The 23,851-nt window shown below is 54.8% G+C and carries 28 protein-coding genes; 12 read left to right on the top strand and 16 right to left on the bottom strand.

From position 1 onward, the window contains the following. Positions 1 to 171: 171 nt before the first annotated feature. From flgL to flgB, 11 genes are all read right to left on the bottom strand, one after another. The gene (flgL, locus tag LQK91_RS09995) at positions 172 to 1,137 is read right to left on the bottom strand and encodes a flagellar hook-associated protein FlgL (protein ID WP_105099317.1); all 966 of its coding nucleotides are present in this window, start codon (positions 1,135 to 1,137) and stop codon (positions 172 to 174) included. A gap of 14 nt (positions 1,138 to 1,151) precedes the next feature. Continuing rightward, positions 1,152 to 2,801, bottom strand: coding sequence for a flagellar hook-associated protein FlgK (flgK, locus tag LQK91_RS09990; RefSeq protein ID WP_105099318.1), 1,650 nt, complete (start codon positions 2,799 to 2,801; stop codon positions 1,152 to 1,154). Positions 2,802 to 2,925: 124 nt separating this feature from the next. Beyond that, positions 2,926 to 3,888 carry a flagellar assembly peptidoglycan hydrolase FlgJ gene (gene flgJ, locus LQK91_RS09985; RefSeq protein ID WP_003849878.1) on the bottom strand — a complete coding sequence of 321 codons (963 nt, stop codon included), beginning with the start codon at positions 3,886 to 3,888 and terminating at the stop codon, positions 2,926 to 2,928. Next, a complete protein-coding gene (locus LQK91_RS09980; RefSeq protein ID WP_003849879.1) occupies positions 3,888 to 4,997 on the bottom strand; it encodes a flagellar basal body P-ring protein FlgI in 1,110 nt (369 codons plus the stop codon). Before LQK91_RS09980 ends, flgJ begins: the two co-directional genes overlap by 1 nt. Before the next feature lie 9 nt (positions 4,998 to 5,006). Continuing rightward, positions 5,007 to 5,717 (bottom strand): flagellar basal body L-ring protein FlgH, encoded by a 711-nt coding sequence (locus tag LQK91_RS09975; protein ID WP_008925927.1) that lies wholly within the window; start codon positions 5,715 to 5,717, stop codon positions 5,007 to 5,009. A gap of 60 nt (positions 5,718 to 5,777) precedes the next feature. Beyond that, a complete protein-coding gene (flgG, locus tag LQK91_RS09970; RefSeq protein WP_003849881.1) occupies positions 5,778 to 6,560 on the bottom strand; it encodes a flagellar basal-body rod protein FlgG in 783 nt (260 codons plus the stop codon). A gap of 17 nt (positions 6,561 to 6,577) precedes the next feature. Continuing rightward, complete coding sequence (locus LQK91_RS09965; protein ID WP_008925926.1) at positions 6,578 to 7,333, bottom strand: flagellar basal body rod protein FlgF; 756 nt, start codon at positions 7,331 to 7,333, stop codon at positions 6,578 to 6,580. Between the two features lie 20 nt (positions 7,334 to 7,353). Then, positions 7,354 to 8,610: a flagellar hook protein FlgE gene (gene flgE / locus LQK91_RS09960; RefSeq protein WP_003849884.1), complete on the bottom strand. Its 1,257-nt coding sequence runs from the start codon at positions 8,608 to 8,610 to the stop codon at positions 7,354 to 7,356. A gap of 26 nt (positions 8,611 to 8,636) precedes the next feature. Then, complete coding sequence (flgD, locus tag LQK91_RS09955) at positions 8,637 to 9,311, bottom strand: flagellar hook assembly protein FlgD (protein ID WP_003849885.1); 675 nt, start codon at positions 9,309 to 9,311, stop codon at positions 8,637 to 8,639. A gap of 12 nt (positions 9,312 to 9,323) precedes the next feature. Further along, complete coding sequence (gene flgC, locus LQK91_RS09950; protein WP_003849888.1) at positions 9,324 to 9,728, bottom strand: flagellar basal body rod protein FlgC; 405 nt, start codon at positions 9,726 to 9,728, stop codon at positions 9,324 to 9,326. Positions 9,729 to 9,730: 2 nt separating this feature from the next. Then, positions 9,731 to 10,144 carry a flagellar basal body rod protein FlgB gene (gene flgB / locus LQK91_RS09945; protein ID WP_003849889.1) on the bottom strand — a complete coding sequence of 138 codons (414 nt, stop codon included), beginning with the start codon at positions 10,142 to 10,144 and terminating at the stop codon, positions 9,731 to 9,733. A 154-nt stretch (positions 10,145 to 10,298) separates the two neighbouring features. Between flgB and flgA the strand changes: the two genes are divergently transcribed. The 3 genes from flgA (at position 10,299) to flgN (ending at position 11,809) form a co-directional block, all read left to right on the top strand. Continuing rightward, positions 10,299 to 10,958 (top strand): flagellar basal body P-ring formation chaperone FlgA, encoded by a 660-nt coding sequence (flgA, locus tag LQK91_RS09940; RefSeq protein WP_008925924.1) that lies wholly within the window; start codon positions 10,299 to 10,301, stop codon positions 10,956 to 10,958. Between the two features lie 105 nt (positions 10,959 to 11,063). Continuing rightward, positions 11,064 to 11,372 carry a flagellar biosynthesis anti-sigma factor FlgM gene (gene flgM, locus LQK91_RS09935; RefSeq protein WP_003849894.1) on the top strand — a complete coding sequence of 103 codons (309 nt, stop codon included), beginning with the start codon at positions 11,064 to 11,066 and terminating at the stop codon, positions 11,370 to 11,372. Between the two features lie 5 nt (positions 11,373 to 11,377). Then, entirely contained in the window at positions 11,378 to 11,809 is a 432-nt protein-coding gene (flgN, locus tag LQK91_RS09930; protein WP_003849895.1) for a flagellar export chaperone FlgN, read from the top strand. Between the two features lie 308 nt (positions 11,810 to 12,117). Here the strand turns inward: flgN and murJ are convergent, their stop codons facing one another. The 4 genes from murJ to rimJ form a co-directional block, all read right to left on the bottom strand. Then, on the bottom strand, positions 12,118 to 13,656 hold the full coding sequence (gene murJ, locus LQK91_RS09925; protein WP_105099319.1) for a murein biosynthesis integral membrane protein MurJ: 1,539 nt from the start codon (positions 13,654 to 13,656) through the stop codon (positions 12,118 to 12,120). Between the two features lie 121 nt (positions 13,657 to 13,777). Beyond that, positions 13,778 to 14,698 (bottom strand): Gfo/Idh/MocA family protein, encoded by a 921-nt coding sequence (locus LQK91_RS09920; RefSeq protein WP_008925923.1) that lies wholly within the window; start codon positions 14,696 to 14,698, stop codon positions 13,778 to 13,780. A gap of 1 nt (position 14,699) precedes the next feature. Further along, complete coding sequence (locus tag LQK91_RS09915; protein ID WP_008925922.1) at positions 14,700 to 15,338, bottom strand: DUF480 domain-containing protein; 639 nt, start codon at positions 15,336 to 15,338, stop codon at positions 14,700 to 14,702. A gap of 16 nt (positions 15,339 to 15,354) precedes the next feature. Then, the gene (gene rimJ / locus LQK91_RS09910) at positions 15,355 to 15,945 is read right to left on the bottom strand and encodes a ribosomal protein S5-alanine N-acetyltransferase (protein ID WP_003849899.1); all 591 of its coding nucleotides are present in this window, start codon (positions 15,943 to 15,945) and stop codon (positions 15,355 to 15,357) included. A gap of 299 nt (positions 15,946 to 16,244) precedes the next feature. Between rimJ and grxB the strand changes: the two genes are divergently transcribed. The 9 genes from grxB (at position 16,245) to LQK91_RS09865 (ending at position 22,630) form a co-directional block, all read left to right on the top strand. After that, complete coding sequence (gene grxB / locus LQK91_RS09905) at positions 16,245 to 16,892, top strand: glutaredoxin 2 (RefSeq protein ID WP_003849902.1); 648 nt, start codon at positions 16,245 to 16,247, stop codon at positions 16,890 to 16,892. A gap of 115 nt (positions 16,893 to 17,007) precedes the next feature. Beyond that, positions 17,008 to 17,571, top strand: a complete 564-nt coding sequence (locus LQK91_RS09900) for a lipoprotein (protein WP_003849904.1) — start codon at positions 17,008 to 17,010, stop codon at positions 17,569 to 17,571. Positions 17,572 to 17,705: 134 nt separating this feature from the next. Then, the gene (gene pyrC, locus LQK91_RS09895) at positions 17,706 to 18,749 is read left to right on the top strand and encodes a dihydroorotase (RefSeq protein WP_003849906.1); all 1,044 of its coding nucleotides are present in this window, start codon (positions 17,706 to 17,708) and stop codon (positions 18,747 to 18,749) included. A 62-nt stretch (positions 18,750 to 18,811) separates the two neighbouring features. Beyond that, the gene (gene dinI / locus LQK91_RS09890) at positions 18,812 to 19,057 is read left to right on the top strand and encodes a DNA damage-inducible protein I (RefSeq protein WP_003849907.1); all 246 of its coding nucleotides are present in this window, start codon (positions 18,812 to 18,814) and stop codon (positions 19,055 to 19,057) included. 144 nt (positions 19,058 to 19,201) lie between these two features. Beyond that, complete coding sequence (locus tag LQK91_RS09885) at positions 19,202 to 19,474, top strand: hypothetical protein (protein ID WP_003849909.1); 273 nt, start codon at positions 19,202 to 19,204, stop codon at positions 19,472 to 19,474. Between the two features lie 246 nt (positions 19,475 to 19,720). Beyond that, the gene (bssS, locus tag LQK91_RS09880; protein WP_003849911.1) at positions 19,721 to 19,975 is read left to right on the top strand and encodes a biofilm formation regulator BssS; all 255 of its coding nucleotides are present in this window, start codon (positions 19,721 to 19,723) and stop codon (positions 19,973 to 19,975) included. A 94-nt stretch (positions 19,976 to 20,069) separates the two neighbouring features. Further along, positions 20,070 to 21,182, top strand: coding sequence for an N-methyl-L-tryptophan oxidase (gene solA, locus LQK91_RS09875; protein ID WP_008925919.1), 1,113 nt, complete (start codon positions 20,070 to 20,072; stop codon positions 21,180 to 21,182). Between the two features lie 295 nt (positions 21,183 to 21,477). Beyond that, a complete protein-coding gene (locus tag LQK91_RS09870) occupies positions 21,478 to 22,053 on the top strand; it encodes a cytochrome b (protein WP_003849915.1) in 576 nt (191 codons plus the stop codon). 1 nt (position 22,054) lies between these two features. Continuing rightward, positions 22,055 to 22,630 (top strand): YceI family protein, encoded by a 576-nt coding sequence (locus tag LQK91_RS09865; protein ID WP_003849916.1) that lies wholly within the window; start codon positions 22,055 to 22,057, stop codon positions 22,628 to 22,630. Positions 22,631 to 22,669: 39 nt separating this feature from the next. Here LQK91_RS09865 and LQK91_RS09860 read toward each other — a convergent pair whose 3' ends face one another. Further along, positions 22,670 to 23,719 carry a rhodanese-related sulfurtransferase gene (locus LQK91_RS09860; RefSeq protein WP_105099320.1) on the bottom strand — a complete coding sequence of 350 codons (1,050 nt, stop codon included), beginning with the start codon at positions 23,717 to 23,719 and terminating at the stop codon, positions 22,670 to 22,672. Between the last annotated feature and the right edge of the window lie 132 nt (positions 23,720 to 23,851).

Below are 23,851 nucleotides of genomic sequence, written 5' to 3'. Positions count from 1 at the left end.
CAGGATAACCATGCGAATTATTTTCCGCTGTCACAGAACCTGGTTTAAAAGCTAATGTTCCCGCCCGCCATCAACCGAATCGCAGGCAAAAAAAATCCCACCCTCCTTTAACGGGAGAGTGGGGAAAAGTAAGCGCATCCGGTTAAAGTACGCCTAAAATTTCAGGTCAGACTACGAATTCATCTGGAACAGTGACATCTTGGACATATCAGTAAAGGTCTTGTACGACGCCTGAAGGGCTGTCTGCTTCATGGTATAGCTGGACGCCGCCTCGGTTAAATCTACGTTAACCAGGTCACTCATCTGCGAGTTATAGATCACACTGCGGTCATCGCCCTGTGCATTCAGTGTATCGAGCTCTGAAAGCTGAGTACCAATCTCAGAACGTACCGTTAAAACATTATTCAGCGAGTTACCCAGGCCACGGTTGGTTTTATCCATCGCATCCTGGAAGGTCTGTTTGGTTGCAGCGTCTGCATCATCCTGCGGCACTTTCAATGCAGCAATGGCACTGTCCAGCATCGTAAACACATTGGTTTCGCTGGCGCTGCCATCCGGCTCTTTTTTAGCGTTACCGGAAATCGACATAAAGATATTGTCACCGGTATGCCCTACGGTCATGGTTCGGCTGGTGTCGACCTTCTGGGTGATTGCCTCGGTACCGCCTGTGTAGCTGACGCCGGTGCCTGCCGTGTCAACAAACGGCGCGCTGTCGGTTTTATAACCGGCAAAAATATAGCGGCCATTGGCATCCTGGCTGTTTGCCTGGTTCAGTAACTGAGCGCGAATGCCCTCCAGCTGAGTGGCAATCGATCCGCGGTCACTGTCGCTCAGGGTACCGGTTGAACCGTTAACGATCAGCCCCTGCGCCGCAATGATCCCATCGGTGACACCTTTCAGCGTATTCTCTTCCAGAGACAGGCCCTGATCGGCAAAGGTGCGCGCCAGCGCATATTGCTTGCCCTGCTGCTGGGTTTGTGACAACACCACAGCACGTGACGCCGCAATGGGATCGTCCGAAGGATTATTCACACGGCGGCCGCTGGAGAGCTCCTCGCCTGATTTCAGCCAGGAGGCCTGTGAGTCAGTGATGCCACGCACCTGCTGCTCAAAAATCATATTTGTACTGATTCGCATGTTATCTCCTGCCCTTAGCGAATATTGATCAATGCATTAAACACGGTGCTGGCGGTCTGCAGCACCTGCGCATTAGCCATGTAATATTGCTGATATTTAGTCAGGTTAGCGTACTCCTCATCAAGGTTTACGCCTGAGACCGATTGCTGACGTTGGGTCAGCTGACTGACCACGCTTTTCTGTGTATCGCTGGTGGTCTGCAGTGAACTGGTTTTGTTACCCACGGTACTGACGATAGCCGCGTAAGCCTGCGACAGCGTGGCGTTGCCACCGACCAGCTTCGCATCCTGCAGACTCAGCAGTTTTTGCGCATTGCGGTTATCACTCTCACCGCCAACGGCACCGGCAGCAGCGACCTGAGATTCATTGGTGATCGCGACGGACATGTCGTTGATCACGTTCTGGACCGGCTTCACCAGAAAACTGTCTTTAGCAGCCGGTGCAGGCGTGCCGGGAACGGTCAGCTTCAAACCATCAAAGCTCAGCGTGGTGTTGCCGCTGGCGTCTTTAACCTGTGCAATGGTCACAGCGGTGCTGTCAGAGGCACGGGTGGCGCTCCAGTTAGTACCGTCAAAGCTGACGTTATAGTTGGTCGCTTTCAGCGCGCTGGTATCGGTCCACTCAGCGGTAACGGAGGCGGCGGTGCTGTTTTTACTGTTGCTTACCACCAGCGGGCTGCCGATATTAAAGAAATCAACGCCCTGATCGCCGTTGCTGTCGAAGCCCTGCTTGTGAACATCGTTAAAGCTGGTAGTAAACGTAGCCGCTAACTGACCCAGCTGGTTCTGCGCCAGATCCAAATCCTGACTACGGAATGCCAGCAGACCGCCCAGCGAGCCGGTGGTGATCAGCTTTTCCGGAATCTCGACGTTGCCCGCCTGTTTATCGACATAGCCGATAGTAGTGCGTGTCGGATCGCTGCTGGAAGGCATCGCCACCAGATCGTGAGATTTGTCGCCGTTTACCAGCGTCAGGCCATTCGCCATGGAGACCGTGTAGCCGCCATCCTGCTGCGACACTGTGACGCCAACTACGTTATTCAGGGTATTCACCAGCTGATCACGCTTATCAAGCAGATCGTTAGGAGCGGCACCGTTAGCGGTACTCAGTTTGCCAATCTGCTTGTTAAGATCGGCGATCTGGCTGGTAATGGTGTTGACCTGCTTGATGCTGGAACCGACGTCTGCATTGACGCTGTTCTGCATATTGTTCAGGTATTGCGCCGAGGTCTGGAACTGGCTGACCAGACCCTGCGCGTTGCTGAGCATTGACTGACGTGCTGACGGATCGTTGGCATTGCTGACCACGTTCTGCAGGTTGGTAAAGAAGCCCTGCAGCGAGGTTGACAGGCTGGTCGTCGCGGTCGAGAGCAGATCGTCAATGTTTGAAATCTGGCTGTGCTGGGTGCTTACTGCGCTGTAGCTCGCGCTGGAACCGCGTAACTGCGTGGCAATAAATGCATCATATTCACGTTGTACACCGGTGATATTCACGCCGTTACCATAATAGCTGTTGCCCTGCAGGGTACTGTTTGCCTGCGCCAGCACCGTGGTCTGACGAGAATAGCCCGCCACGGTGTAATTGGAAATGTTGTTACTGGTGGTGCTCAGAGCGGCCTGCGCGGCACTCAGTCCGCTCATCGCGGAGTTAATTATGCTGGACATCTCGGTTCCTTACGTTCCCCCGTTAACCGGGCTGGCAGACATCAAAGTGGGCGCCAGCAGGCGAAAACGCATCTGGCTATAGGGATGTTATCGGCTTGCTTAAGTGAAACTTGAGGCGCAATGATCAGAACAGGTCACCCATATCCTGGCTGTACGCTTTGACGACTTTGTCACCCATACTTTTGAATTGCTGAATCATTCCCACCAGCTTTTGCGCATATTTCGGATCGGTGGCATACCCTGCCGCCTGCAATGCCTGCGCGCCCTGCTCCGCGGATGTGGCGTTGGTCACCGCCGCATAGCGTGGGTTTTTGGTGAGGAGTTTGACGTAGTCAGTCAGCGCCTCGAAATAAGAGTTGTAGACACGGAAGCTGGCACGGACTTTCTTCGCTTCACCCTGCTCATATTCGGTAGTCATGATATCGGTGGTGTCGCCTTTCCAGTCGCCGCTGGCTTTAATCCCGAACACGTTGTAGCTCGGTTTGCCGTCGCGGGTCAGGATCTGACGCTGGCCCCAGCCCGACTCCAGCGCAGCCTGCGCCAGAATCAGGTGATGCGGAATGCCACTCTGCTGACTGGCAGCCTGCGCCGGTTGCGTCAGCTGAGCGATGAACTCGCGGCTGTCGCTGGGCAGGCCTGTGGGTGACGCAACCGGCGGCAGACGCGGCATCGCCTTACGCACAATCTGCTCCAGCTGCTCCGCGGCCATGGGTTTTGCCCCGCTAGTGCTGAGAATAAAGCTGTTATCCAGCTTCATCGGCACCGTACCGGCTTTTTCATCCGGCGCGGTGGCAGGCTGCATCTGTTTGACGATGGTTTCCGCCAGGCCAAGGCCGCGCTTACCCATCTCCTGTGCAATCTGCTGATCATACATTGAGGTGAAAAGTTTGGTCTGTTCGTTGCCCATAATCCCGTCCTGCGGCAACGCCTCGCGCATACTCTTCAGCATCATTTGTACAAACATCCCTTCGACCTGACGCGCGACCTGCAACGCATGTGCTTTCGGATCGTTGCTGGCCTGGCGTTTCAGTTCATTCAGGGAGCGGCTGTCAAAAGCCGAACTTGTCAGAGATTGCATGTCAGCCATCAGATAATTTCCAGTTTGGCACGCAGACAGCCGGCACTCTGCATCGACTGCAGAATCGACATCAGTTCGATTGGTGACGCACCCAGCGCATTCAGTGCACGCACCACGTTATTCAGGTTGGCGCTGGCGTTAACACGTTGCAGCGCACCGCCGGTCTGGCGCAGATCGATCTGCGTCTGCGTCGTCGCGACCGTCTGACCACCGGCCAACGGTGTATCAGGCTGACTCACGTTCTGCTGCTGGTTAACCGTCACCGACAGGTTGCCCTGGGCTACCGCACACTGATTCAGCGTCACTTCACGGTTCATAACGACTGAGCCGGTACGGGAGTTGATGATCACTTTGGCATCTTCTACCGGAATCGACACATTAATGTTCTGGATCTCAGCCAGCAGGCGCACCTGCGCACCATTATTAGGTGACACGCGGATCTGCACAGTACGGGCATCCAGCGGCTGTGCCGCGCCGTAACCGCCACGGGCGTTGATTGCATCAGCAATACGCTGTGCCATTGAGAAATCTTCGCTGTTAAGCTGCAGGTTGATGGTGTTCTGCGTACCAAAGTTGCTCTGCAGTTCACGCTCTACGGTTGCCCCGCCGGTGATACGTCCACCGTTCAGCTGGTTAACCTGAACACTGCTGCCGCCTGCTGATGCACCGGCACCGCCGACCAGAATATTACCCTGCGCCAGCGCGTAAACCTGGTTATCAACCCCTTTCATCGGCGTCATTAACAGCGTGCCACCACGCAGGCTTTTGGCGTTACCCAGCGAGGAGACCACCACATCCAGCGTCTGTCCCTGACGGGCAAACGAAGGCAGTTTGGCGGTGACCATGACGGCCGCCACGTTTTTCAGCTGCATGTTGGTGCCGGCAGGCACGGTAATACCCAGCTGTGACAGCATGTTGCTCACTGTCTGCGTAGTAAATGGCGTCTGGGTGGTCTGGTCACCCGTGCCATCCAGACCCACCACCAGGCCGTAGCCCAGCAGCTGGTTGTCACGCACGCCCTGTACCGTGGTTAAATCACGAATCAAATCGGCTTTGGCCAGCAGGCTGACGCCCAGCAGCAGCGCCAGCCCGGCGCGTAACAGCGTTAACTTTTTCATTGAAACCTCTTACATCGGCGAGATGTTCAGGAAGAAACGCTGGAACCAGCCCATGGTCTGCGCCTCATTGATATAACCATTTCCGACGTACTCAATACGTGCATCGGCGACAGCGGTAGATAACACGGCGTTACTGGCGCTGATGGTGCGCGGATTGACCACGCCCGAGAAGCGAATGAACTCCGTGCCCTGATTAATGGCGATCTGTTTTTCGCCCACCACGTGCAGGTTGCCGTTTGACAATACCTGGTCCACGGTGACGGTAATGGTGCCGGTAAAGGTATTATTGGCAGATGCGCCGCCTTTACCTGCGAAATCGTTTTTGCCTTCGGCGCTGAGATTGGCTTTTTCGCCACCTGCACCGACCAGACCGGCCAGACCAGTCGGCACCCCGGTTATACCCAGGCTGTTGCTGCCATCGCGGCTGGCACTGGCCGAGGAGCTTTTGCTGGCGCTGACGTTTTCCTGCAGCGTAATGGTCAGGGTATCGCCGATGTTGCGCGGACGACGATCTTCAAACAGCGGCTGATAGCCGTAGTTAAGCGGCGCGACGCCCTGGAATATGGAGCCGTTGACCACCGGTGGCGCGGACGGCATAGGTTGCGCTGTGGTTGCACCTTCGACCAGCGGGGTACGCGGGACCAGAGCACATCCGTTAAGAGTTAGCAGCAACGAGGCGACTAACCAATGTCCAGGCTTGAGAATCTGTTGCTTCGCCACGGTGTCACGACCTTATTAATGTCTGTCATTCAGGCCAGCACGGGCTGGCCCTGTTCGGGTTTAAAGCTGCGTTAATTTCGCCAGCATCTGATCGGAAGTGCTGATCGCCTTGCTGTTGATTTCGTAGGCACGCTGCGTCTGGATCATGGTGACCAGCTCTTCCGCTACGTTAACGTTTGAGGTTTCGGTGTAGCCCTGATAGAGCAGACCCGCGCCGTTCTGGCCTGGGGTGCTGTCTGTCGGTGCGCCCGATGCCTGTGTTTCTTTGTAGAGGTTTTCACCCACGCTATCGAGACCGGCATCATTCATAAAGGTGCTCAGGGTTAACTGACCAACCTGCGCGGCCTGAGCCTGACCCTGCTGCGTCACGCTGACCACACCGTCACGCGACACCGTAATGCTGGTGGCGTTAGCGGGAATGGTAATGCCTGGCTGCACCGGGAAGCCGGAGTTGGTCACCAGCTGGCCGTTCTGATCAACCTGAAACGCGCCGTCACGGGTATAAGCCGAGGTGCCATCCGGCATCTGAATCTGGAAATAACCCTGGCCATTAATGGCGATATCTTTCGAGTTGCTGGTCTGCGACAGGTTGCCCTGAGTATGCAGACGCTCCGTCGTCACCGGACGGACACCGGTACCAATCTGCAAACCCGATGGCAGCGTCGTCTGTTCTGATGACTGGGTGCCCGGCTGGCGCATGGTCTGGTACATCAGGTCTTCGAACACGGCACGTGAACGCTTAAAGCCGTTGGTGCTGACGTTTGCCAGGTTGTTGGCAATGACGTCCATGTTCATCTGCTGCGCATCAAGACCGGTCTTAGCGATCCATAAAGAACGAATCATGTTGTTATCCTCGTGCCTCAGCCCATGCTCAGGAGCTGGTTGGCTTTTTGTTCATTTTCGTCGACGTTGGTGATGACTTTCATCTGCATCTCAAAACGTCGGGCGTTGGCGATCATATCGACCATGGTTTCTACCGGTTTGACGTTGCTGCCTTCCAGTACGCCAGGCATAACCTGCATGGTGGGATCCGCCTGTAACGCGGCTCCGCGGGTCGCCTGCGTCGACGCAGTAGGACGGAACATGCCGTCATCACTGCGCTGCAGCTCCTGCCCGGTTGCCCTGACCAGCTTCAGCTTGCCCAGCTGGACCGTGGCGTTCGGGGAATCACCGGCATTCAGCCCGGTGATCGAACCGTCAGCAGCAATGGTGATTTCCGTACCCTGCGGGATCACAATCGGACCGCCATCGCCCATCACAGGATTGCCCTGAACCGTCAGCGTACCGGTCGGACTGATTTGCATATTGCCGTTACGCGTGTAGGCTTCGCTGCCGTCAGCGGTGCGTACCGCCAGCCAGCCATCCTGCTGCACCGCCACATCGAGCGGACGCTCGGTGTAATCCATCGCGCCCTGACTCATGTCGGCGCCGGGTGTAGAGGCGGCGACCAGCGTACGGGTCGGCAGCGACCAGCCACTCACCGGCACTGCGCGCAGCGCATTCAGCTGCGCACGAAAACCCGGTGTAGAGGCGTTGGCGAGGTTGCTGGCGGTCACCGCCTGCTGATCCAGCGTCTGGCTGGCCGCGCCCATCGCGGTATATATCGCGTGATCCATATGGCAATCCTGTTAGCGAATTAACGTAAGTTAACCAGCGTGTTGAGAATCTGGTCCTGAGTTTTGATGGTCTGCGCATTCGCCTGATAGTTACGCTGCGCCACGATCATGTTCACCAGCTCTTTACTCATGTCGACGTTGGAAGATTCCAGTGCGCCGGCGGTCAGTGAACCAAAGGTGCCGGTGTTAGCCAGACCAATGGCTGCCTGACCGGATGCGCTTGACGCCTGCCAGACGTTATCGCCTTTCGACTGCAGACCTTCCGGGTTCGAGAAGCTCGACAGGACGATCTGACCCAGCAACTGGGTTTTCTGGTTTGAGTAGCTGCCAGTGATGGTGCCATCATTATTAATCGCGTAGCTGGTCAGATCGCCAGGGGCATAACCATCCTGGGTCGGGCTGCCAAAGTTGGTGGCGCCAGTGTTCTGCTGCAGGCTGCCCAGCATGCTCATAGTGATGGGCTGATTGGCGACCGCGCCATTGGCACCGCCCACGTTCAACGTCAGGCCAACAGTGCCATCGGTGGTGGTGCTCGCTACCGTACCGTTTGCATTCAGTTTAGAGACGCTGGTCAGCTTACCGCTGGTGTCAAACGCCATTCTGAAATCGCCCGCTGAAAGGCCGGTATTGGCATCAATGGTGCGCACGGTCCAGCTGTTGCTGGCGGTGTCTTTCGCGAAATACATGTCGAGCGCGTGGTCATTACCCTGCGAGTCAAACACGGTGGCCGTGGTTTTCTTGTTGTAGCTGTCCGCGTTCGCCGTCGAGAAGGTAGGCACGGATGGCGTGGTATCCGTTGAGTTCAGGTTGGCAACCAGACCGGCAGTGGTAGTCGCACGGGCGGGCATCTGCTCAGTAGGAATACGCAGTGCAACCGGGTTAGCACCTGCCTGGATGGTAGCCGGTGAACCGCTGGCCGGATAGCCGGTCACGTTCAGACCCTGGGTGTTGACCAGGTTACGGTTGGCATCCAGCGTTAACTGGCCATTACGTGAATAGAAGACGCCGCCGCTGCTGTCGGTCATACGGAAGAAACCGTTACCGCTCAGCGCAACGTCCAGGCCACGGCTGGTGGTGGTGGTCGCGCCATCGTTAAAGTTCTGGATTACCGCAGCGACTTTGGTGCCGAGGCCAACGTTAGAACCGGCAAACATATCGGCAAACGCGATGGTGCTCGATTTAAAGCCCGCAGTGGCGGAGTTAGCAATGTTGTTACCGATGACATCAAGGTTACTTGAAGCAGCACCAAGGCCGCTGACCGCTTGGGAAAATGACATGTGTTTGTTTCCTGTCTACAGGTTAATCAGAGAATCTGACGTACGTCGTCAAGGGTGGCGGAGCCCATGGTGCCGAGATCCAGTTTTGTGGTGTTGTTCGCTGTACTCACCCCATTGACGTAGGCGTAGTTAAGCGGTTGTGCCACCAGTTGTGTGTTGCCATTGCTTGCGGCAATCGCAACGCTGTATTTACCATCTGGCGCGACAGAGCCATCGGTGAGCTTGCCGTCCCACGAGAAGGTGTGCACACCCGCGCTCAGCGCGCCCAGATCGACGGTGTTGATTACCGAGCCATTGGCATCTGTAATGGTGGCGGTTGCGCCGGTTGAGGCAGAGGCCAGTTCAACGCCAAATGGCGTCGTGGTGCCTTTGCCAACCAGAATCTGTCCGCCATTGACCATTACGCCATGCCCAATCAGCGTGGAGCTCTGCAGTGACTGGCTGGTGTTGATCTGGCCGGAGATCGATCCCAGCGTGGTATTCAGTTTTTCAATGCCGCTCAGGGTATTGATCTGTGCCAGCTGCGTGGTGAGCTGGCTGTTATCCATAGGATTCGTAGGATCCTGGTTCTTTAACTGCGTCACCAGCATGGTCAGGAACTGGTTCTGCAGATCCTGTGCATTGTTGCCCGTGCCACTGGTGTTAGAAGAGCTAAGAACCGTGGGGTCCAGCTTGTCGTTAACGCCTACCGCGATAGCCATAAATTTTCTCCGTTATTGCCCAAGGGTCAGGGTTTTCATCATCATCGACTTCACGGTGTTGAGCACTTCAACGTTGGCCTGGTAACTGCGTGACGCCGACATGGTGTTGACGCTTTCAGAAACCACATCCACGTTCGGCATCTTCACGTAGCCTTTGGCATCAGCCATGGGATTGCCCGGGTCATACACCAGCTTCGCGGGTGTGGGATCATCCACGACCTTTGCCACTTTCACACCGCCGGTGGCGGAGCCGGGTGCCGCATCGGTCTGGAAGACCACCTGCTTAGCCACGTAAGGCTTACCATCAGGGCCGGTGACGCTGTCGGCGTTCGCCAGGTTACTGGCACTGACGTTTAATCGCTGTGATTGCGCGGTCATCGCTGAGCCGGCAATGTCAAAAATATTCAGCAAGGCCATAATTATTGCCCTTGTAACACGCTCATCATGCCTTTGATCTGGCTGCTGATGAGGGTGAGGTCGGTTTGATATTTCAGGCTGTTATCCGCGAACTGCGTACGCTCACGGTCCATATCTACGGTGTTGCCGTCGGCAGAAGGCTGATCGGGAATGCGATAAAGCATATCCATCGATGGTGCGCCGTTTGTCTGTGCTTCAATGTGCCGGGCTGACGTGACTTTTAGCGCCATGCTGCTGCCTTCCGCACGACCATTGGACATCACCCGACTCAGCTCGCTTGCAAAGTCGATATCCCGGGCCTGATATCCAGGGGTATCGGCGTTGGCAATATTTGACGCCAGGATCTCCTGACGTTGAGCACGCAGGTTGAGGGCCTCCGTACCAAATTTCAGCGCCGCATCCAGTTTGTCGAGCATGTTTCCTCCGCGTATGAGAATTTCGAGCTCGCAGCTTAATTTGAAAAAGCAAGACGTCATCGTCTGAATAGCGACTTAAATGGCCGCTATTTTGACAATTGAGGATTTTTCTTAAAGGTTACACTCGTCGCCATCATCAGTGAGGAAATGCACAATGCGTCGATATCTGACCCTGCTGACCAGTCTGCTGGTCGTGATTGCCCTGCCAGCTTCTGCCGGGGATCTCAATGCACAACTGAATCAATTTTTTAAAGCGCGTGACGCCCAGCATGCTGCTGGCATGGTCGTAGTGGTTCGCACGCCGAAAGAACAGTGGCCAGCCTGTGAGGCGCCACAGTTCACGCTGCCCGGCAACAGCCGGTTGTGGGGCAATATGAGCGTGGCGGCAAATTGCGGTGAGAATCGCCGTTATATCCAGGTACAGGTCCAGGTCACCGGCTCTTATCTGGTGGCGAACCGGCTGCTGAGTCAGGGCAGTAGCGTTAGCGAGAGTGATTTCACGCTGCAGACCGGCCGCCTGGACACCCTGCCCGCCCGCGCCCTGCTGAATGCGGACTCGGTCGCCGATGCTGTGGTGCTGCGCGATATCCAGCCCGGACAGCCGATTAATCCGTCCACGCTGCGTCAGCCGTGGCGGGTTAAGGCGGGTCAGAATGTGATGGTGATTGCCAGCGGTGATGGATTTGACGCCAGCGGTGAGGGCAAGGCGCTGAACAATGCCGCCCGTTCGCAGTCGGTCCGTGTCCGGATGGGAAATGGCCAGGTTGTCAGCGGTAAGGTCCGGGAGGATGGGAATATTCTTATAACGCTGTAAAGTGTTAAAGAAGCCCTAAGTGCTGCCGATAGAAGAATCAACAAAGCGATAACGCTATTATGATTCAGGTGGCAGACTTCCCCCTGACCGTACAGGAGCCCGAATATGAGCATTGACAGAACGCAACCGCTGAAACCCGCCAGCACCGTACAGAGCCGCGATAGCAGTGAGTCCGGTAACAGCAAAGTGCGCCAGAGCGCCAGCCCGGTGGCAGCCGCCACGACCCCTGCAGCAGCCCAGGTCAGCCTGAGCAGCGCGCAGGCGCAATTGATGCAGCCGAGCAGCAAAGATATTAACGTCGAGCGCGTTGAACAACTGAAAACCGCCATTCGTAATGGCGAACTGAAGATGGATACCGGCAAAATCGCCGATGCGCTGATTGCCGACACCAAGGCGTATTTAGAGGGTAACTAATTCCCATGAGTAATTTGCAGACCACATTAGATAAGATGCAGGACGTGCTGGCATCGCTGTCAGCCGTGCTGGAAGAAGAGCAGCAGCAGCTGGCAGCGGGCAGCATTAACAGCAACCTGCTGCAGCGTATCACCGAAGATAAAAGCGCGCTGCTCAGTACGCTCAACTATCTGGATGAGATGCGTCGCGCCGCTGAACAGAGTCAGGCGACATCAGCACCTTATCGTGGTCAGAACGACATGGCTCGCCGCTGGGATACGATCCAGCAGCATTCCCGTCGTCTGCAGGATGCCAATGTCCACAATGGCCTGCTGCTGCAACATCAGATTCGTTACACCGAAAATGCACTTGAAGTGCTGAAGCCGCATCAGACGCAGGCCTTTTATGGCCCGGATGGGATGGGTAAAGGCCAGGCGACGTTAAGCCGTAAAGCCTGAGTCGAAAAGTAGCGTAAAAAATCCCGCCAGGTGCGGGATTTTTTTATTGGTGCGTTATTTTCTTTATCACGATTCGCTTTGAGATTGTGCCTGTACAGGGAACCGGGTCAGATCGGAAAGACGCAAAAGCTGTCATCCATGACACGCTCGGCCCACGCGATTACGCACCTCATCCCTGAGGTGCGCCCGTTGCCGGGCCAACGCTTCGCGTTGTTCAAAAACGCTCCCGGCGTTTTTGTCCATGGCGTGGGACGCTTTCCTCCTATGCCCCCGTTCCCTGCACATTGAATTTCTCATGGCTGCAAACCTTACACAGCCGTGCGCCGAGCATAGTCGCGCAACCGGAAGCCCAGCAGCCCCAGCGCCAGGAAATAGGCCCCGCCGCCAACTGCACAGACCGCCGCCAGACGCAGCAGTCGCCACAGCATCGGGCCCTGCTCCCATGCGGGCATCCACTGCAGCATGGCGAACAGTGCACCAGCCATGACCACCACCGCGACCAGCAGGCGGATCAGGAAGCTGCTCCAGCCTGGCTGCGGGTTAAAGATATTCTTCTTACGCAACTGCCAGTAAAGCAGCGACGCATTGAGACAGGCTGCCAGACCAATCGACAGTGACAGACCGGCATGTTTCAGCGGACCAATAAACGCCAGGTTCATTACCTGCGTCATGATCAGAGTAATAATCGCGATTTTAACCGGCGTTTTGATGTCCTGACGGGAATAGAAGCCCGGTGCCAGCACTTTAACCACAATCAGTCCCATCAGGCCGACAGAGTAAGCAATCAGGGCACGCTGCGTCATCAATGCATCAAAAGCGGTAAATTTACCGTACTGAAACAGTGCCACGGTCAGCGGGCCGGAGAGCATACCCAGGGCTACGGCGCTGGGCAGGGCCAGCAGGAAGCACAGGCGCAGACCCCAGTCCATTAGTCGGGAATATTCATCATGGTTGCCACTGGCAAAACTTTTAGCCAGCGATGGCAGCAGAATAGTGCCCAACGCCACGCCGAGCACACCAGAGGGAAACTCCATCAGACGGTCAGCATAGTACATCCAGGAGACTGAACCTGAGACCAGGAACGAGGCGAAAATGGTATTGATGATCAGGGAAATCTGGCTGACAGAAACGCCCAGAATGGCAGGCCCCATTTGACGCATAACCCGCCAGACACCCGCATCACGCAGATTCAGGCGGGGAAGCACCAGCATCCCCAGCTTCTTCAGGTGCGGCAGCTGATAGCCAAGTTGCAGTACGCCGCCAGCCACCACGGCCCAGGCCAGCGCCATCACCGGTGGATGGAAGTGCGGCGCAGCAAACAGCGCAAAACCAATCATACTCACGTTCAGCAGAGTCGGCGCAAAGGCTGGCACCGAGAAACGGTTCCAGGTGTTGAGTACCGCACCCGCCAGCGACGCCAGCGAAATCAGCATAATGTAGGGGAAGGTTACCCGCAGCAGCGAGCTGGTCAGCGCGAACTTATCGGGACTGTCAGCAAAGCCGGGCGCCGTGACCATGATGACCCAGGGCGCAGCGATCATGCCCGCCACGGTGACCAGCGCCAGCGCCAGCGTCAGCAGGCCCGAGACGTAAGCCAGGAAGAGTCTGGTCGCCTCTTCGCCCTGCTTACTTTTGTATTCAGCCAGAATCGGCACGAAAGCCTGAGAAAATGCACCTTCAGCAAAAATACGCCGCAGCAGATTGGGCAGTTTAAACGCAACAAAGAACGCATCGGTCGCCATTCCGGCGCCAAACACCCGCGCCACAATGGCATCACGGGCAAAGCCCAGTACGCGGGAAAACAGGGTCATAGAACTGACCGCTGCCAGCGATTTCAACAAATTCATAATTGACGGCGCATCCTGAAAAGAATCAGCAAAAAAGGAGAATTAGCGCGGGCACCTGAGGATGCCCGGCGACAGTCTACTGCCACAGAGGGAAATGACCAGCACGGAGTGTTACAAGGCGTTATTCGCGGGTGGCCTCGCGCCACAGTTTTTCCACGACACGCTGCGCCATCAGCGCCTGTTCACCGCTGGTTTCAGGCTTCGTCTGATTTTGTACACAGTCAATGAAATGGTGCGCCGCGCCGCTGAAACCGCGCTGAGCAAGATGGCTCTGCCAGGCGGGTGGCTGCGTAATTATCAGGCCATCACTCTGCTCTTCGTGCCAGTCGCGCATCTCGCTGATGTCGATGCACTTACCGTCACATACCGCACTGACCCGCTCGCGCTGACTGCCTGCGCGGCGGTGCATGCTGGTGGAGATCGTTAATCCTTCAACACTGAAATGGTGCTCAGCATAGAGCATCTGTCCCTGTTCGTTGGTGTCGATACGTCCCTGAACCTGGCGAAACGGTTTGCCGCCCAGCCAGAGTGCGGTGTCCACCACATGCAGGTAATCGTCGAGCAGGGTAAAGCGAAGATCCTGTGGCCCGACGCTATCGCTGCGATGCTTTTCAATCCGCAGAGAGGCAGCGTCGGTCATCTTCGCCCGCAGCTGCTGATAGCGCGGCGCGAATCGACGGTTAAACGCCACCATCAGTTTACGCTGACGTTTTTCCGCCAGCGCCACCAGCGACTCAGCCTGCTCCAGAGTTTCAGCCAGCGGCTTGTCCACACAGACATCTTTTCCGGCCAGCAGCAGTGCCCTGACCACGTCGTAATGCGTAGCGGTGCTGCTGTGGACAAAGACCGCGTCGCAGGCAGCCGCTAAATCATTTAACGAACCAAAATTTGAGATGCGATAACTGTCGCAGATTGGGCGGGCTTTGGCCTGATTCGGGGAGAATGCGCCCACCAGCGTCCAGTCTGTTGCTGCAGAAAGCACAGGCAACCAGGCTTTCTGCGCGATACCGCCTAATCCCACCACACCAATACGTAGTGTCATTTCAGCGCTCCGTTTGCAGCAGTTGGGTGAGTTGGGCCTGAAGCGCCGCGACCTGCTGCTCCAGCAGGGTAATGCGCGTCGCCAGGTCGCCCTGCTCTTCCGGCGCGTCAGCGGCCTGCGGCTGATCGCTCTCATCACTCAGCAGATGCATAAAGCGGCTTTCACGCTTACCCGGCTCTCGCGCCAGGCGCATCACCTGTGCACTGTCGTCACGCTGCATCAGGCCTTCCAGCGTCTGCTCGACCTCGCTGACGTCACTGAACTCATGCAGACGACCGCTGCGGGTACGCAGTTCGCCAGGTGTTTGTGGCCCGCGCAGCAGCAGCAGCGTCAGCAGGGCGACTTCCGCGCTGTTGAGCTTCAGCGCACCAAACGCAGAGTTACAGAAACGCTGCTCATATTTCACTACCCGTTGCCCGGCGGCGCTGCTGGCGGTGATCAGATGCCGTTTTTCCAGCAGATCGAGCTGATTCTGAACCTCGCTTTCGCTTAGCTCCATGACCGGATCGCGATTCGATTTCTGATTACAGGCAACCACAACACCATTCAGTGACAGCGGATACTGCTCCGGCGTGGTGACCTGCTTCTCCAGCAGACAGCCCAGTACGCGCAACGCCTGCGCCGATAAAACCATCTTCATGCTCGCATCCTCATCATTATCCACGCCGGTCAGGCGTCCATTCCCGCAGAGTTAACGCTGTCAGCACGTGATCCTGCCAGCGCCCATCAATTAGCAGATAATCTTTCGCGTATCCCTCTTTCTCAAAACCCAGTCGCGCCAGAAGATCGCCGCTGCGCTGGTTGTGCGGCATGTAGTTCGCCATGATGCGATGAATATGCTGCTGGCGCTGCATATAGCGGATAGCCGCCTGCAACGCCTCAAACATCAGCCCTTGTCCCTGCCACTTTTCACCCAGTGAATAGCCAAGGTAACAGGCGTGAAACGATCCGCGCAGCACGTTGCTGAAATTCGCCACGCCCCGCACCTCGGTTTCATCGCTGTCCATGAGAATAAAATAGAAGGCGGAACCCTGCTTATGCATGTCCGAAATCAGTCCGAGCCTTGCCTGCCACCCTGAGGGATAGCAGTGGCTGTCATCGCGCACCGGTTCCCAGGGTTTTAAAAACTGGCGATTTTCCGAATAGTAATCTGCCATTCGCCAGGCATCACGTTCGTGAACCAGACGGACCACCAGTCTATCGGTGGTTAATCGCACCCTGGGCGCGGCAGAACGATAGCCAAACATCCTGACTCCTGAAATCAATGGCTGATGAAGATGAGCCGTCATTAACCGGCTTTCACTATAACCGTCGCCTGGGCTGCGGTAAAACGTTACAGCTTTTTCGCCATAAAGAGGTTGATTTTGCTCTGTTATCACCGCTTTCATTCATCAGAATGGCTGGTTTAAGCGGCGGTTCCTGTGATGCCTCTGCCAGGTGAGTTTGCCCTGTTGAGTAATCTCTTCCATACTTTTCACACGCCCGAAAACAGAAAGAATTGATTCGTTCTGTTTAACAATAACCCTCTGAAACCCGGGAGATCAGGATGAAGCTCTATATCTATGACCACTGTCCTTTCTGCGTTAAAGCGCGAATGATTTTTGGCCTGAAGAACAAACCGGTTGAGCTGGTGGTGATGCTAAACGACGACGAGGAGACGCCGAACCGGCTGATTGGGCAGAAAATGGCGCCGATTCTGCAGAAGCAGGATGGCAGCGCGATGCCTGAGAGTATGGATATTGTGCATTATGTCGATCAGCAGGATCGCGAGCCGCTGATTACCGGCGCGCTGAATCCGGCAATCGCTGACTGGCTGCGTCATATGAATAGCTATGTCAACAAACTGCTACTGCCGCGCATTGCTGAGTCGGCGTTTGCCGAATTCGCTACCCCGGAGGCGCGTGACTATTTCCGCACCAAAAAGCAGGCAAGCATCGGTGATTTTGACGCGCTGAAAAGTCACTCGGCCGGGCTGATTAAAAATGTCAGCCAGGATCTGCGCAAGCTGGACAAATTAATCGAACAGCCCAATGCGGTGAACGGCGAGCTGTCAGAAGATGATTTTAATCTCTTTCCACTGCTGCGCTCACTGACGCTGGTGGCGGGTATCGACTGGCCAGCACGGGTCGCTGACTACCGCGATAATATGGCTAAACAGACCCAGGTAAATCTTCTCTCTTCAATATCCCACTAACCCTGCCGCGATGAGAGACGCTGCGGCGTTTCTCATCCCTTTCCTGATGACACCCGCCCCGCATTCAGGCAGGCTATAGCCTGTTTACTGGCTCTGATATTCAGGATAAAGATCGATGAAAAAGGCATTTTTCGGGCTGACGGCCCTGTTGATTGCGCTGCTGGTGAGCGGATGTAATCAACTGACCCAATACACCATCAGCGAACAGGAAGTGAATCAGGCGCTGCAGAAGCATAACAACTATGAGAAAGACATTGGCGTATCCGGACTGGTTAACGCGCATATTGTGCTGAACAACCTGACCAGTCAGATTGGGCGCGAAGAGCCAGGAAAGGTGACACTTTCCGGCAATGCAAAAATTAACGTCACCTCACTGTTTGGTCCTCAGCAGGCCGATATGCAATTGAAGATGCGTGCTCAGCCGGTTTATGAGCCGCAGCAGGGCGCCATCTATCTTCGCGATCTGGAGATTGTCGATACGCAGGTTGCCCCGGAAAAAATGGCGTCAATTATGAAAACGCTGACGCCATACCTGAATCAGTCACTCAAAAGCTATTTTGATCAAAATCCTGCTTATGTACTGAGTGCTGACCGCAGTAAAGGCGAGTCGCTGGCGAAGAAATTTGCCAAAGGACTGGAAGTGAAACCGGGAGAACTGGTCATTCCGTTCACACAGTAATCCCGATCTCCGCGCCTTATGGCGCGGATTTTCTTTATCGACATAAAAAGCAGGTGCAAACGGTTGCCTGAATCCTTATGCTTAGACCCCGGCCAAAACATGCCTTTTGTTTCCCTTCTGCCGGAGCTTCACTGATGACAGCACAACCTCAGCAACTTACCCTGCGTCGCCCTGACGACTGGCATATTCATCTGCGTGATGATGAGATGCTCAACACGGTCCTGCCCTATACCAGCGCGGTGAATGGTCGTGCCATTGTCATGCCGAACCTGGTGCCGCCGGTAACCAGCGTGGCGGCAGGTGAAGCGTACCGCGATCGTATCCTGGCGGCGCTGCCCGCCGGGCACGCTTTTACGCCGCTGATGACCTGCTATCTGACCGACTCACTGGATCCTGATGAGCTGGAGCGCGGTTTTACCTCGGGGTTGTTCACCGCGGCCAAGCTCTATCCTGCGCACGCCACCACCAACTCCAGCCATGGCGTCACCAACATCGCGTCGATTGCCCGCGTGCTGGAGCGTATGCAGAAGCTCGGTATGCCGCTGCTGATCCACGGTGAAGTTACCGATGCACACGTTGATATTTTTGACCGTGAAGCCCGGTTTATCGAAACCGTAATGGTGCCGCTGCGCAGCCAGTTTCCGGCATTGAAGGTGGTGATGGAGCACATTACCACGCAGGACGCCGCTGACTATGTCGCCGCCGCCGATGAGACGCTGGGCGCAACCATTACCCCGCAGCATCTGATGTTTAACCGCAACCATATGCTGGTGGGCGGTATTCGTCCGCACCTCTACTGCCTGCCGATCCTTAAGCGCAACGTGCATCAGGAAGCGCTGCGTAAGGTGGTAGCAAGCGGAAACCCACGATTCTTCCTCGGCACTGACACTGCGCCGCATCTGCGCCATCTCAAAGAAGCCAGCTGCGGCTGCGCTGGCGTCTTTAATGCGCCAACGTCATTGCCCGCTTACGCCACCGTTTTCGAAGAGCTGAACGCGCTGGAACATTTCGAAGCGTTCTGTTCTGAGAATGGGCCGCGTTTCTACGGCCTGCCGCTGAATGAAGGAACGATTACGCTGGTGCGTGAGCCCTGGCAGGTGCCTGAATCAATCGCGCTCGGCAGCCACGCTCTGGTGCCGTTCCTGGCGGGTGAAACACTGAACTGGCGCATCGCATAATTTTACTTGCCTCCGGCCCGCAGATACTGTAAATATATACAGTATCTTAACCGGAGGCTATTATGCGCGTTGAAATTACCGTATCCAATACCCGACCTCTTCCTGCTGGCGCGATTGAAGCGTTAAGCGATGAATTATCGCGCCGCATTGATGAACAGTTCCCTGACTCGACCAATCACGTCAAGGTACGTTACGCCAGTGCCAATAATCTCAGCGTGCTGGGCGGTGGAAAAGAGACGCGCGACCAGATCAGCGAAATCCTGCAGCAGACGTGGGAAAGTGCTGATGACTGGTTCATTACTGATTAACCGCCACTGTGCTTTTTTTCCGGGTGTCGCCACCCGGTTTTTTTATCTTTTCTTCCCTCTCGCACTTCCCCCTCTCTGCATCTAGACTCTTAATGATCAATGCCCTATCCTTGCGCTCGTCACGCATAACAGGAGGTGCGCACCATGACTACTGATAAACCGGAAGAGGCGATGACCTTTGGTGAGTTGTTAGCACTGATTGGTGATCAACAGCGTCGTTTGACGGTGCTGGAAAATGCCTTTTCCAGTCTGATTTTCTGTCTTGACGATCGCGCCAGTCAGCTGCTGGTGCACAATCTGTCGCTGGAAGCCCAAAATCAAAACCATGATGAACAGCTTCAGCAGCACTTTGCCCGTCTGGCAGAAACACTACAGAAACGCGGCGGCGGCATCGTGCCAGAAAGCCCGACACTTTAAGCACGCTCACGTAGCTGAAGCCACTTTTTGCCTGCCCAATGAATAGTGATTAAAATGCCTGCCTGCCAGGCATTTTATTTTTTCCTCCGCGCCTTTCAAACGCAAATATTCTGTGAGAAGCTGACTCACGGCCTTTTTAAATTCATGATTCCCTGGTTTACTGTTATAATAGTTTCGCTATTGGAATAAAAAAGCCGCATTGAACCTCACCATGCACTTCGTTTAACGAGTAATAAGGAGGTTATAATGGACAGAAGAAAAGACGTTATTCAGACTCATCCGCTGGTGGGCTGGGATATCAGTACCGTTGATAGCTATGACGCCATGATGATCCGCCTGCACTCGCTGTCGTCGCAGGATCAAAAAGAAGAAGAAGCGGATGTTGGCCCTACTTACTGGCTGACAACGGATGTGGCAAGGCAGTTTATCTCGATACTCGAAGCGGGCATCGCCAAGATAGAATCAGCCGAGCAGATAGAACGACTCCTCAATAAGCATTAATCTCTGCCGCATCAAAGAGGCGCCCTCAGGGGTGCCTTTTTCGTTTCTGTTTCTGGTATTCTTTTGATTATCTTACTCTTAGAGCACAGTTATCATGATTTATGATCTTATCGTCGTCGGCAGCGGCTCAGTGGGCGCGGCGGCAGGCTACTATGCTACCCAGGCGGGTTTATCGGTGCTGATGATCGACAGTGCACATCCTCCCCACAATCAGGGCACGCATCACGGCGAAAGTCGATTGATCCGTCACGCTTATGGCGAAGGCGAACGCTACGTTCCCCTGGTCCTGCGAGCGCAGACGCTGTGGGATGAACTGGAACAGCGCGCCGGTGAGCGCATTATGCATCGCAGCGGCGTACTTAACCTTGCGCCAATTCAGTCACCTTTTATTCAGAACGTCATCGACAGCGCCGCTCGCTGGCAACTCAACATTGAGGTAATGCAGCCCGATGACGTGCGAAAGCGCTGGCCGCAAATTAACGTGCCTGAGGGTTATCTGGGCGTCTTTGAGCCGGACTCCGGCTATCTGAAGTGCGAACAGGCGGTTCGCAGCTGGATTCAGCTGGCGGAGCAGGCGGGCTGTGCACAGCTGTTTAACTGTCCGGTCACCGAGCTGGGACGTGATGGCGATCTGCAGCAGGTCACCACCCTGGACGGTATCTATCGGGGTCGCAAAATGCTGGTCAGTGCCGGCACCTGGGTCGGTAAATTAGTTCCTGACCTGCCAGTGGCCCCCACCCGAAAAGTGTTTGCCTGGTATCAGGCTGATGGTCGCTACAGCGAAAACAATAAGTTTCCCGGCTTTACGGTGGAAATGACGAATGGCAGCCAGTTCTATGGCTTCCCGGCGGATAACAACGCGTTGAAGGTGGGGCGTCATGATGGCGGGCAGCCGATGCAGCAACCAGAGGATCGTAAACCTTTTGGTGCGGTCGCGGCCGATGGCAGTGAAGCCTTTGGTTTCCTGCGTCAGTTTTTACCCGGCGTGGGTGTCTGTCTGCATGGTGAAGCCTGCAGCTACGATTTCAGCCCGGATGAGGACTTTATTATTGATACGCTGCCAGGTGAACCTGACCGTTTATTGATTACCGGACTCAGCGGACACGGGTTTAAATTTGCCAGTGTATTAGGTGAACTGGCTGCAGAATTTGCTCAGAAAAAACCGTTCTCATTTGATCTGACCCCTTTCCGCCTTTCGCGCTTCTGACGCTGAAAATGGGTGGCATAAAGTGGGCGCCACCCATTGACATTAACTGACGTAAACTGAATTTTGCTGACATAATGACACGGTTTTATTCCGCACTTTAGGTTAATTCGCTGCCTTATTCGTTGACGAGCCCTTTGCCACAAATAACTCATTCAGAAATATTGCGCATCTTCACCTCCTTTTATTCAGCCATTTCATATTAAAAAATAAAATTTATAGAAACGTAAGGGCAATTGCTTTTATATTTCATAATGTAGATTCTTATTTCATATTATTTCTTTTTTGAAACGACATCATGTTATTACGCAATTCATCTCATCAGTTTGGACTGATTGCCGTGCTGCTGCACTGGTGTATGGCGCTGGCGATTTATGCCATGTTTGCGCTGGGGTTATGGATGGTCGGCCTGGGCTACTACGATAGCTGGTATCACGACGCGCCGGAAATTCATAAAAGCATTGGCGTGATGCTACTGCTGGCGTTGATTGTTCGTCTGGTGTGGCGTGTTATTTCGCCGCCGCCAAAACCGCTGAGCAGTTATTCCCCGCTGGTGCGTATCAGTTCAATGGTTGCGCACCTTTTGCTGTACACCCTGCTGCTGACCATTTTAATCAGTGGCTATCTGATCTCAACCGCCGATGGCAAACCGATATCTGTATTTAGCTGGTTTACCCTGCCTGCGCTGTTCAGCGGTGCAGGCGCGCAGGCTGACCTGGCGGGCGACATTCACCTCTGGCTGGCCTGGACGGTTGTGATCCTCTCGGTACTGCATGGTCTGGCTGCGTTAAAACATCATTTTATCGATCGTGATATCACCCTAAAACGGATGTCAGGTTTACGCATCCCTTCTCCCTCTGAAAAGGATAAATAATATGTTCAAAAAGACTCTGCTGGCGATGACCGGTGCCAGCCTGCTGCTCAGTTCGATGACCGCCAATGCTGCAGACTATAAAATCGATAAAGAGGGCCAGCACGCGTTTATTCAGTTCCGTATTCAGCATCTGGGTTACAGCTGGCTCTACGGCACCTTTAAAGATTTCGATGGCAGCTTCACTTTTGATGAGAAGAACCCTGCAGCAGACAAAGTCGACGTCACGATTAACACCAGCAGCGTCGATACCAATCACGCTGAACGTGACAAGCACCTGCGCAGCGCTGACTTCCTGAACACCAGTAAAAACCCGCAGGCCACGTTTACATCCACAGAGGTAAAAAAAGAGGGTGATGAGCTGAAGATTACCGGCAATCTGATGCTGAATGGCGTGACGAAACCGGTGACGCTGGAGGCGAAAATGCTGGGTGAAGGTAAAGATCCGTGGGGCGGTTACCGCGCTGGCTTTGAGGCCGAAGGGGAAATTGCACTGAAAGATTTCAACATCACTAAAGATCTGGGGCCCGCTTCGCAGAAGGTGCAGCTGATGATCTCAGTTGAAGGTGTACGTCAGTAAAACAACACGCCGCCTGAAGCTCACTTCAGGCGGCCACGTTTATTTCTTCACTGGCGAAGGAATAGTCATATTTAACAGGCCACGTGACTTGTTAAAGATCTTATTGCCATTCTCACGTCCCGCCCGGCGAGCGCGCTGCTCTTCCGGAGAGAGTTTTGCTTCTTCCTGACAGATTGGGCTGCAGCAGTTCTCAAACTTCTCTGCGCAGCTTTTGCACTGAATAAACAGCAGATGACAGCCGTCATTGACGCAATTGACGTGGGTATCACAGGGTTCGCCGCACTGATGACAGTTCGACAGCACGTCGTCAGAAATACGTTCACCCATCCGCTCATCAAAGACAAAGTTTTTGCCTTTGAAGCGTACCGGTAACCCCTGCTCACGCGCGCGGCGGGCATACTCGATGATCCCGCCTTCAATGTGATAGACATCCTCAAAGCCGTTGTGCCGCATCCAGGCGCTGGCTTTTTCACAGCGGATCCCGCCGGTGCAGTACATTACGATCTTTTTGTCTTTCTGATCCTGCAGCATATCAACCGCCATCGGCAATTGATCGCGGAAGGTGTCAGCAGGCACTTCCAGCGCATTATCAAAACGCCCCACTTCATATTCGTAGTGGTTTCGCATATCCACGAACAGCGCGTCAGGATCGTCCAGCATTGCGTTAACGTCTGCTGCTTTAAGATACTGACCCACATTGCTGGCATCGAAACTGCTGTCTTCAATTCCGTCCGCGACAATGCGATCGCGCACTTTCAGACGCAGCACCCAGAACGATTTTCCATCATCGTCCAGGGCAATGTTCATGCGAAGATTATTCAGCGCCGGATCAAAGCTATAGAGCCACGCTTTCATCTTTTCATACTGACTGGCGGACACGCTGATTTGCGCATTAATCCCTTCGTGCGCCACATAGACGCGGCCAAACACCTTGAGTGCTGTCAGGCCAACGTAGAGCGCATCACGGAATGCTTTTGGATCGGCAATCTGGAAATATTTGTAAAAAGAGACAGTGGTGCGCGGCTCAGTTTCAGCCAGCATGCGCGCCTTCAGCTCTTTATTGGAAACGAGGTTATGTAACACTGGCATGGTGTTCTTTCCTGTTATCAATAGGAGAATTTTAGCGGGCACATGATACCTGATTTCAGCAGGATGCAAAGGCCAGTGTCATAACCGATCATCTATTGCTGTTTTTTCCGCCAATATCTGGAGAGTTTACAT

This window comes from Pantoea sp. MHSD4, from assembly GCF_021043305.1.
Taxonomy (GTDB): Bacteria; Pseudomonadota; Gammaproteobacteria; order Enterobacterales; family Enterobacteriaceae; genus Pantoea; species Pantoea eucalypti.
This window is presented reverse-complemented; position numbering and strand designations above follow the sequence as displayed.

Coding starts and splice junctions, on each gene's coding strand:
- flgL (WP_105099317.1), bottom strand. CDS start 1,137: ATGCGAATCAGTACAAATATGATTTTTGAGCAGCAGGTGCGTGGCATC.
- flgK (WP_105099318.1), bottom strand. CDS start 2,801: ATGTCCAGCATAATTAACTCCGCGATGAGCGGACTGAGTGCCGCGCAG.
- flgJ (WP_003849878.1), bottom strand. CDS start 3,888: ATGGCTGACATGCAATCTCTGACAAGTTCGGCTTTTGACAGCCGCTCC.
- LQK91_RS09980 (WP_003849879.1), bottom strand. CDS start 4,997: ATGAAAAAGTTAACGCTGTTACGCGCCGGGCTGGCGCTGCTGCTGGGC.
- flgG (WP_003849881.1), bottom strand. CDS start 6,560: ATGATTCGTTCTTTATGGATCGCTAAGACCGGTCTTGATGCGCAGCAG.
- LQK91_RS09965 (WP_008925926.1), bottom strand. CDS start 7,333: ATGGATCACGCGATATATACCGCGATGGGCGCGGCCAGCCAGACGCTG.
- flgE (WP_003849884.1), bottom strand. CDS start 8,610: ATGTCATTTTCCCAAGCGGTCAGCGGCCTTGGTGCTGCTTCAAGTAAC.
- flgD (WP_003849885.1), bottom strand. CDS start 9,311: ATGGCTATCGCGGTAGGCGTTAACGACAAGCTGGACCCCACGGTTCTT.
- flgC (WP_003849888.1), bottom strand. CDS start 9,728: ATGGCCTTGCTGAATATTTTTGACATTGCCGGCTCAGCGATGACCGCG.
- flgB (WP_003849889.1), bottom strand. CDS start 10,144: ATGCTCGACAAACTGGATGCGGCGCTGAAATTTGGTACGGAGGCCCTC.
- flgA (WP_008925924.1), top strand. CDS start 10,299: ATGCGTCGATATCTGACCCTGCTGACCAGTCTGCTGGTCGTGATTGCC.
- flgM (WP_003849894.1), top strand. CDS start 11,064: ATGAGCATTGACAGAACGCAACCGCTGAAACCCGCCAGCACCGTACAG.
- flgN (WP_003849895.1), top strand. CDS start 11,378: ATGAGTAATTTGCAGACCACATTAGATAAGATGCAGGACGTGCTGGCA.
- murJ (WP_105099319.1), bottom strand. CDS start 13,656: ATGAATTTGTTGAAATCGCTGGCAGCGGTCAGTTCTATGACCCTGTTT.
- LQK91_RS09920 (WP_008925923.1), bottom strand. CDS start 14,698: ATGACACTACGTATTGGTGTGGTGGGATTAGGCGGTATCGCGCAGAAA.
- LQK91_RS09915 (WP_008925922.1), bottom strand. CDS start 15,338: ATGAAGATGGTTTTATCGGCGCAGGCGTTGCGCGTACTGGGCTGTCTG.
- rimJ (WP_003849899.1), bottom strand. CDS start 15,945: ATGTTTGGCTATCGTTCTGCCGCGCCCAGGGTGCGATTAACCACCGAT.
- grxB (WP_003849902.1), top strand. CDS start 16,245: ATGAAGCTCTATATCTATGACCACTGTCCTTTCTGCGTTAAAGCGCGA.
- LQK91_RS09900 (WP_003849904.1), top strand. CDS start 17,008: ATGAAAAAGGCATTTTTCGGGCTGACGGCCCTGTTGATTGCGCTGCTG.
- pyrC (WP_003849906.1), top strand. CDS start 17,706: ATGACAGCACAACCTCAGCAACTTACCCTGCGTCGCCCTGACGACTGG.
- dinI (WP_003849907.1), top strand. CDS start 18,812: ATGCGCGTTGAAATTACCGTATCCAATACCCGACCTCTTCCTGCTGGC.
- LQK91_RS09885 (WP_003849909.1), top strand. CDS start 19,202: ATGACTACTGATAAACCGGAAGAGGCGATGACCTTTGGTGAGTTGTTA.
- bssS (WP_003849911.1), top strand. CDS start 19,721: ATGGACAGAAGAAAAGACGTTATTCAGACTCATCCGCTGGTGGGCTGG.
- solA (WP_008925919.1), top strand. CDS start 20,070: ATGATTTATGATCTTATCGTCGTCGGCAGCGGCTCAGTGGGCGCGGCG.
- LQK91_RS09870 (WP_003849915.1), top strand. CDS start 21,478: ATGTTATTACGCAATTCATCTCATCAGTTTGGACTGATTGCCGTGCTG.
- LQK91_RS09865 (WP_003849916.1), top strand. CDS start 22,055: ATGTTCAAAAAGACTCTGCTGGCGATGACCGGTGCCAGCCTGCTGCTC.
- LQK91_RS09860 (WP_105099320.1), bottom strand. CDS start 23,719: ATGCCAGTGTTACATAACCTCGTTTCCAATAAAGAGCTGAAGGCGCGC.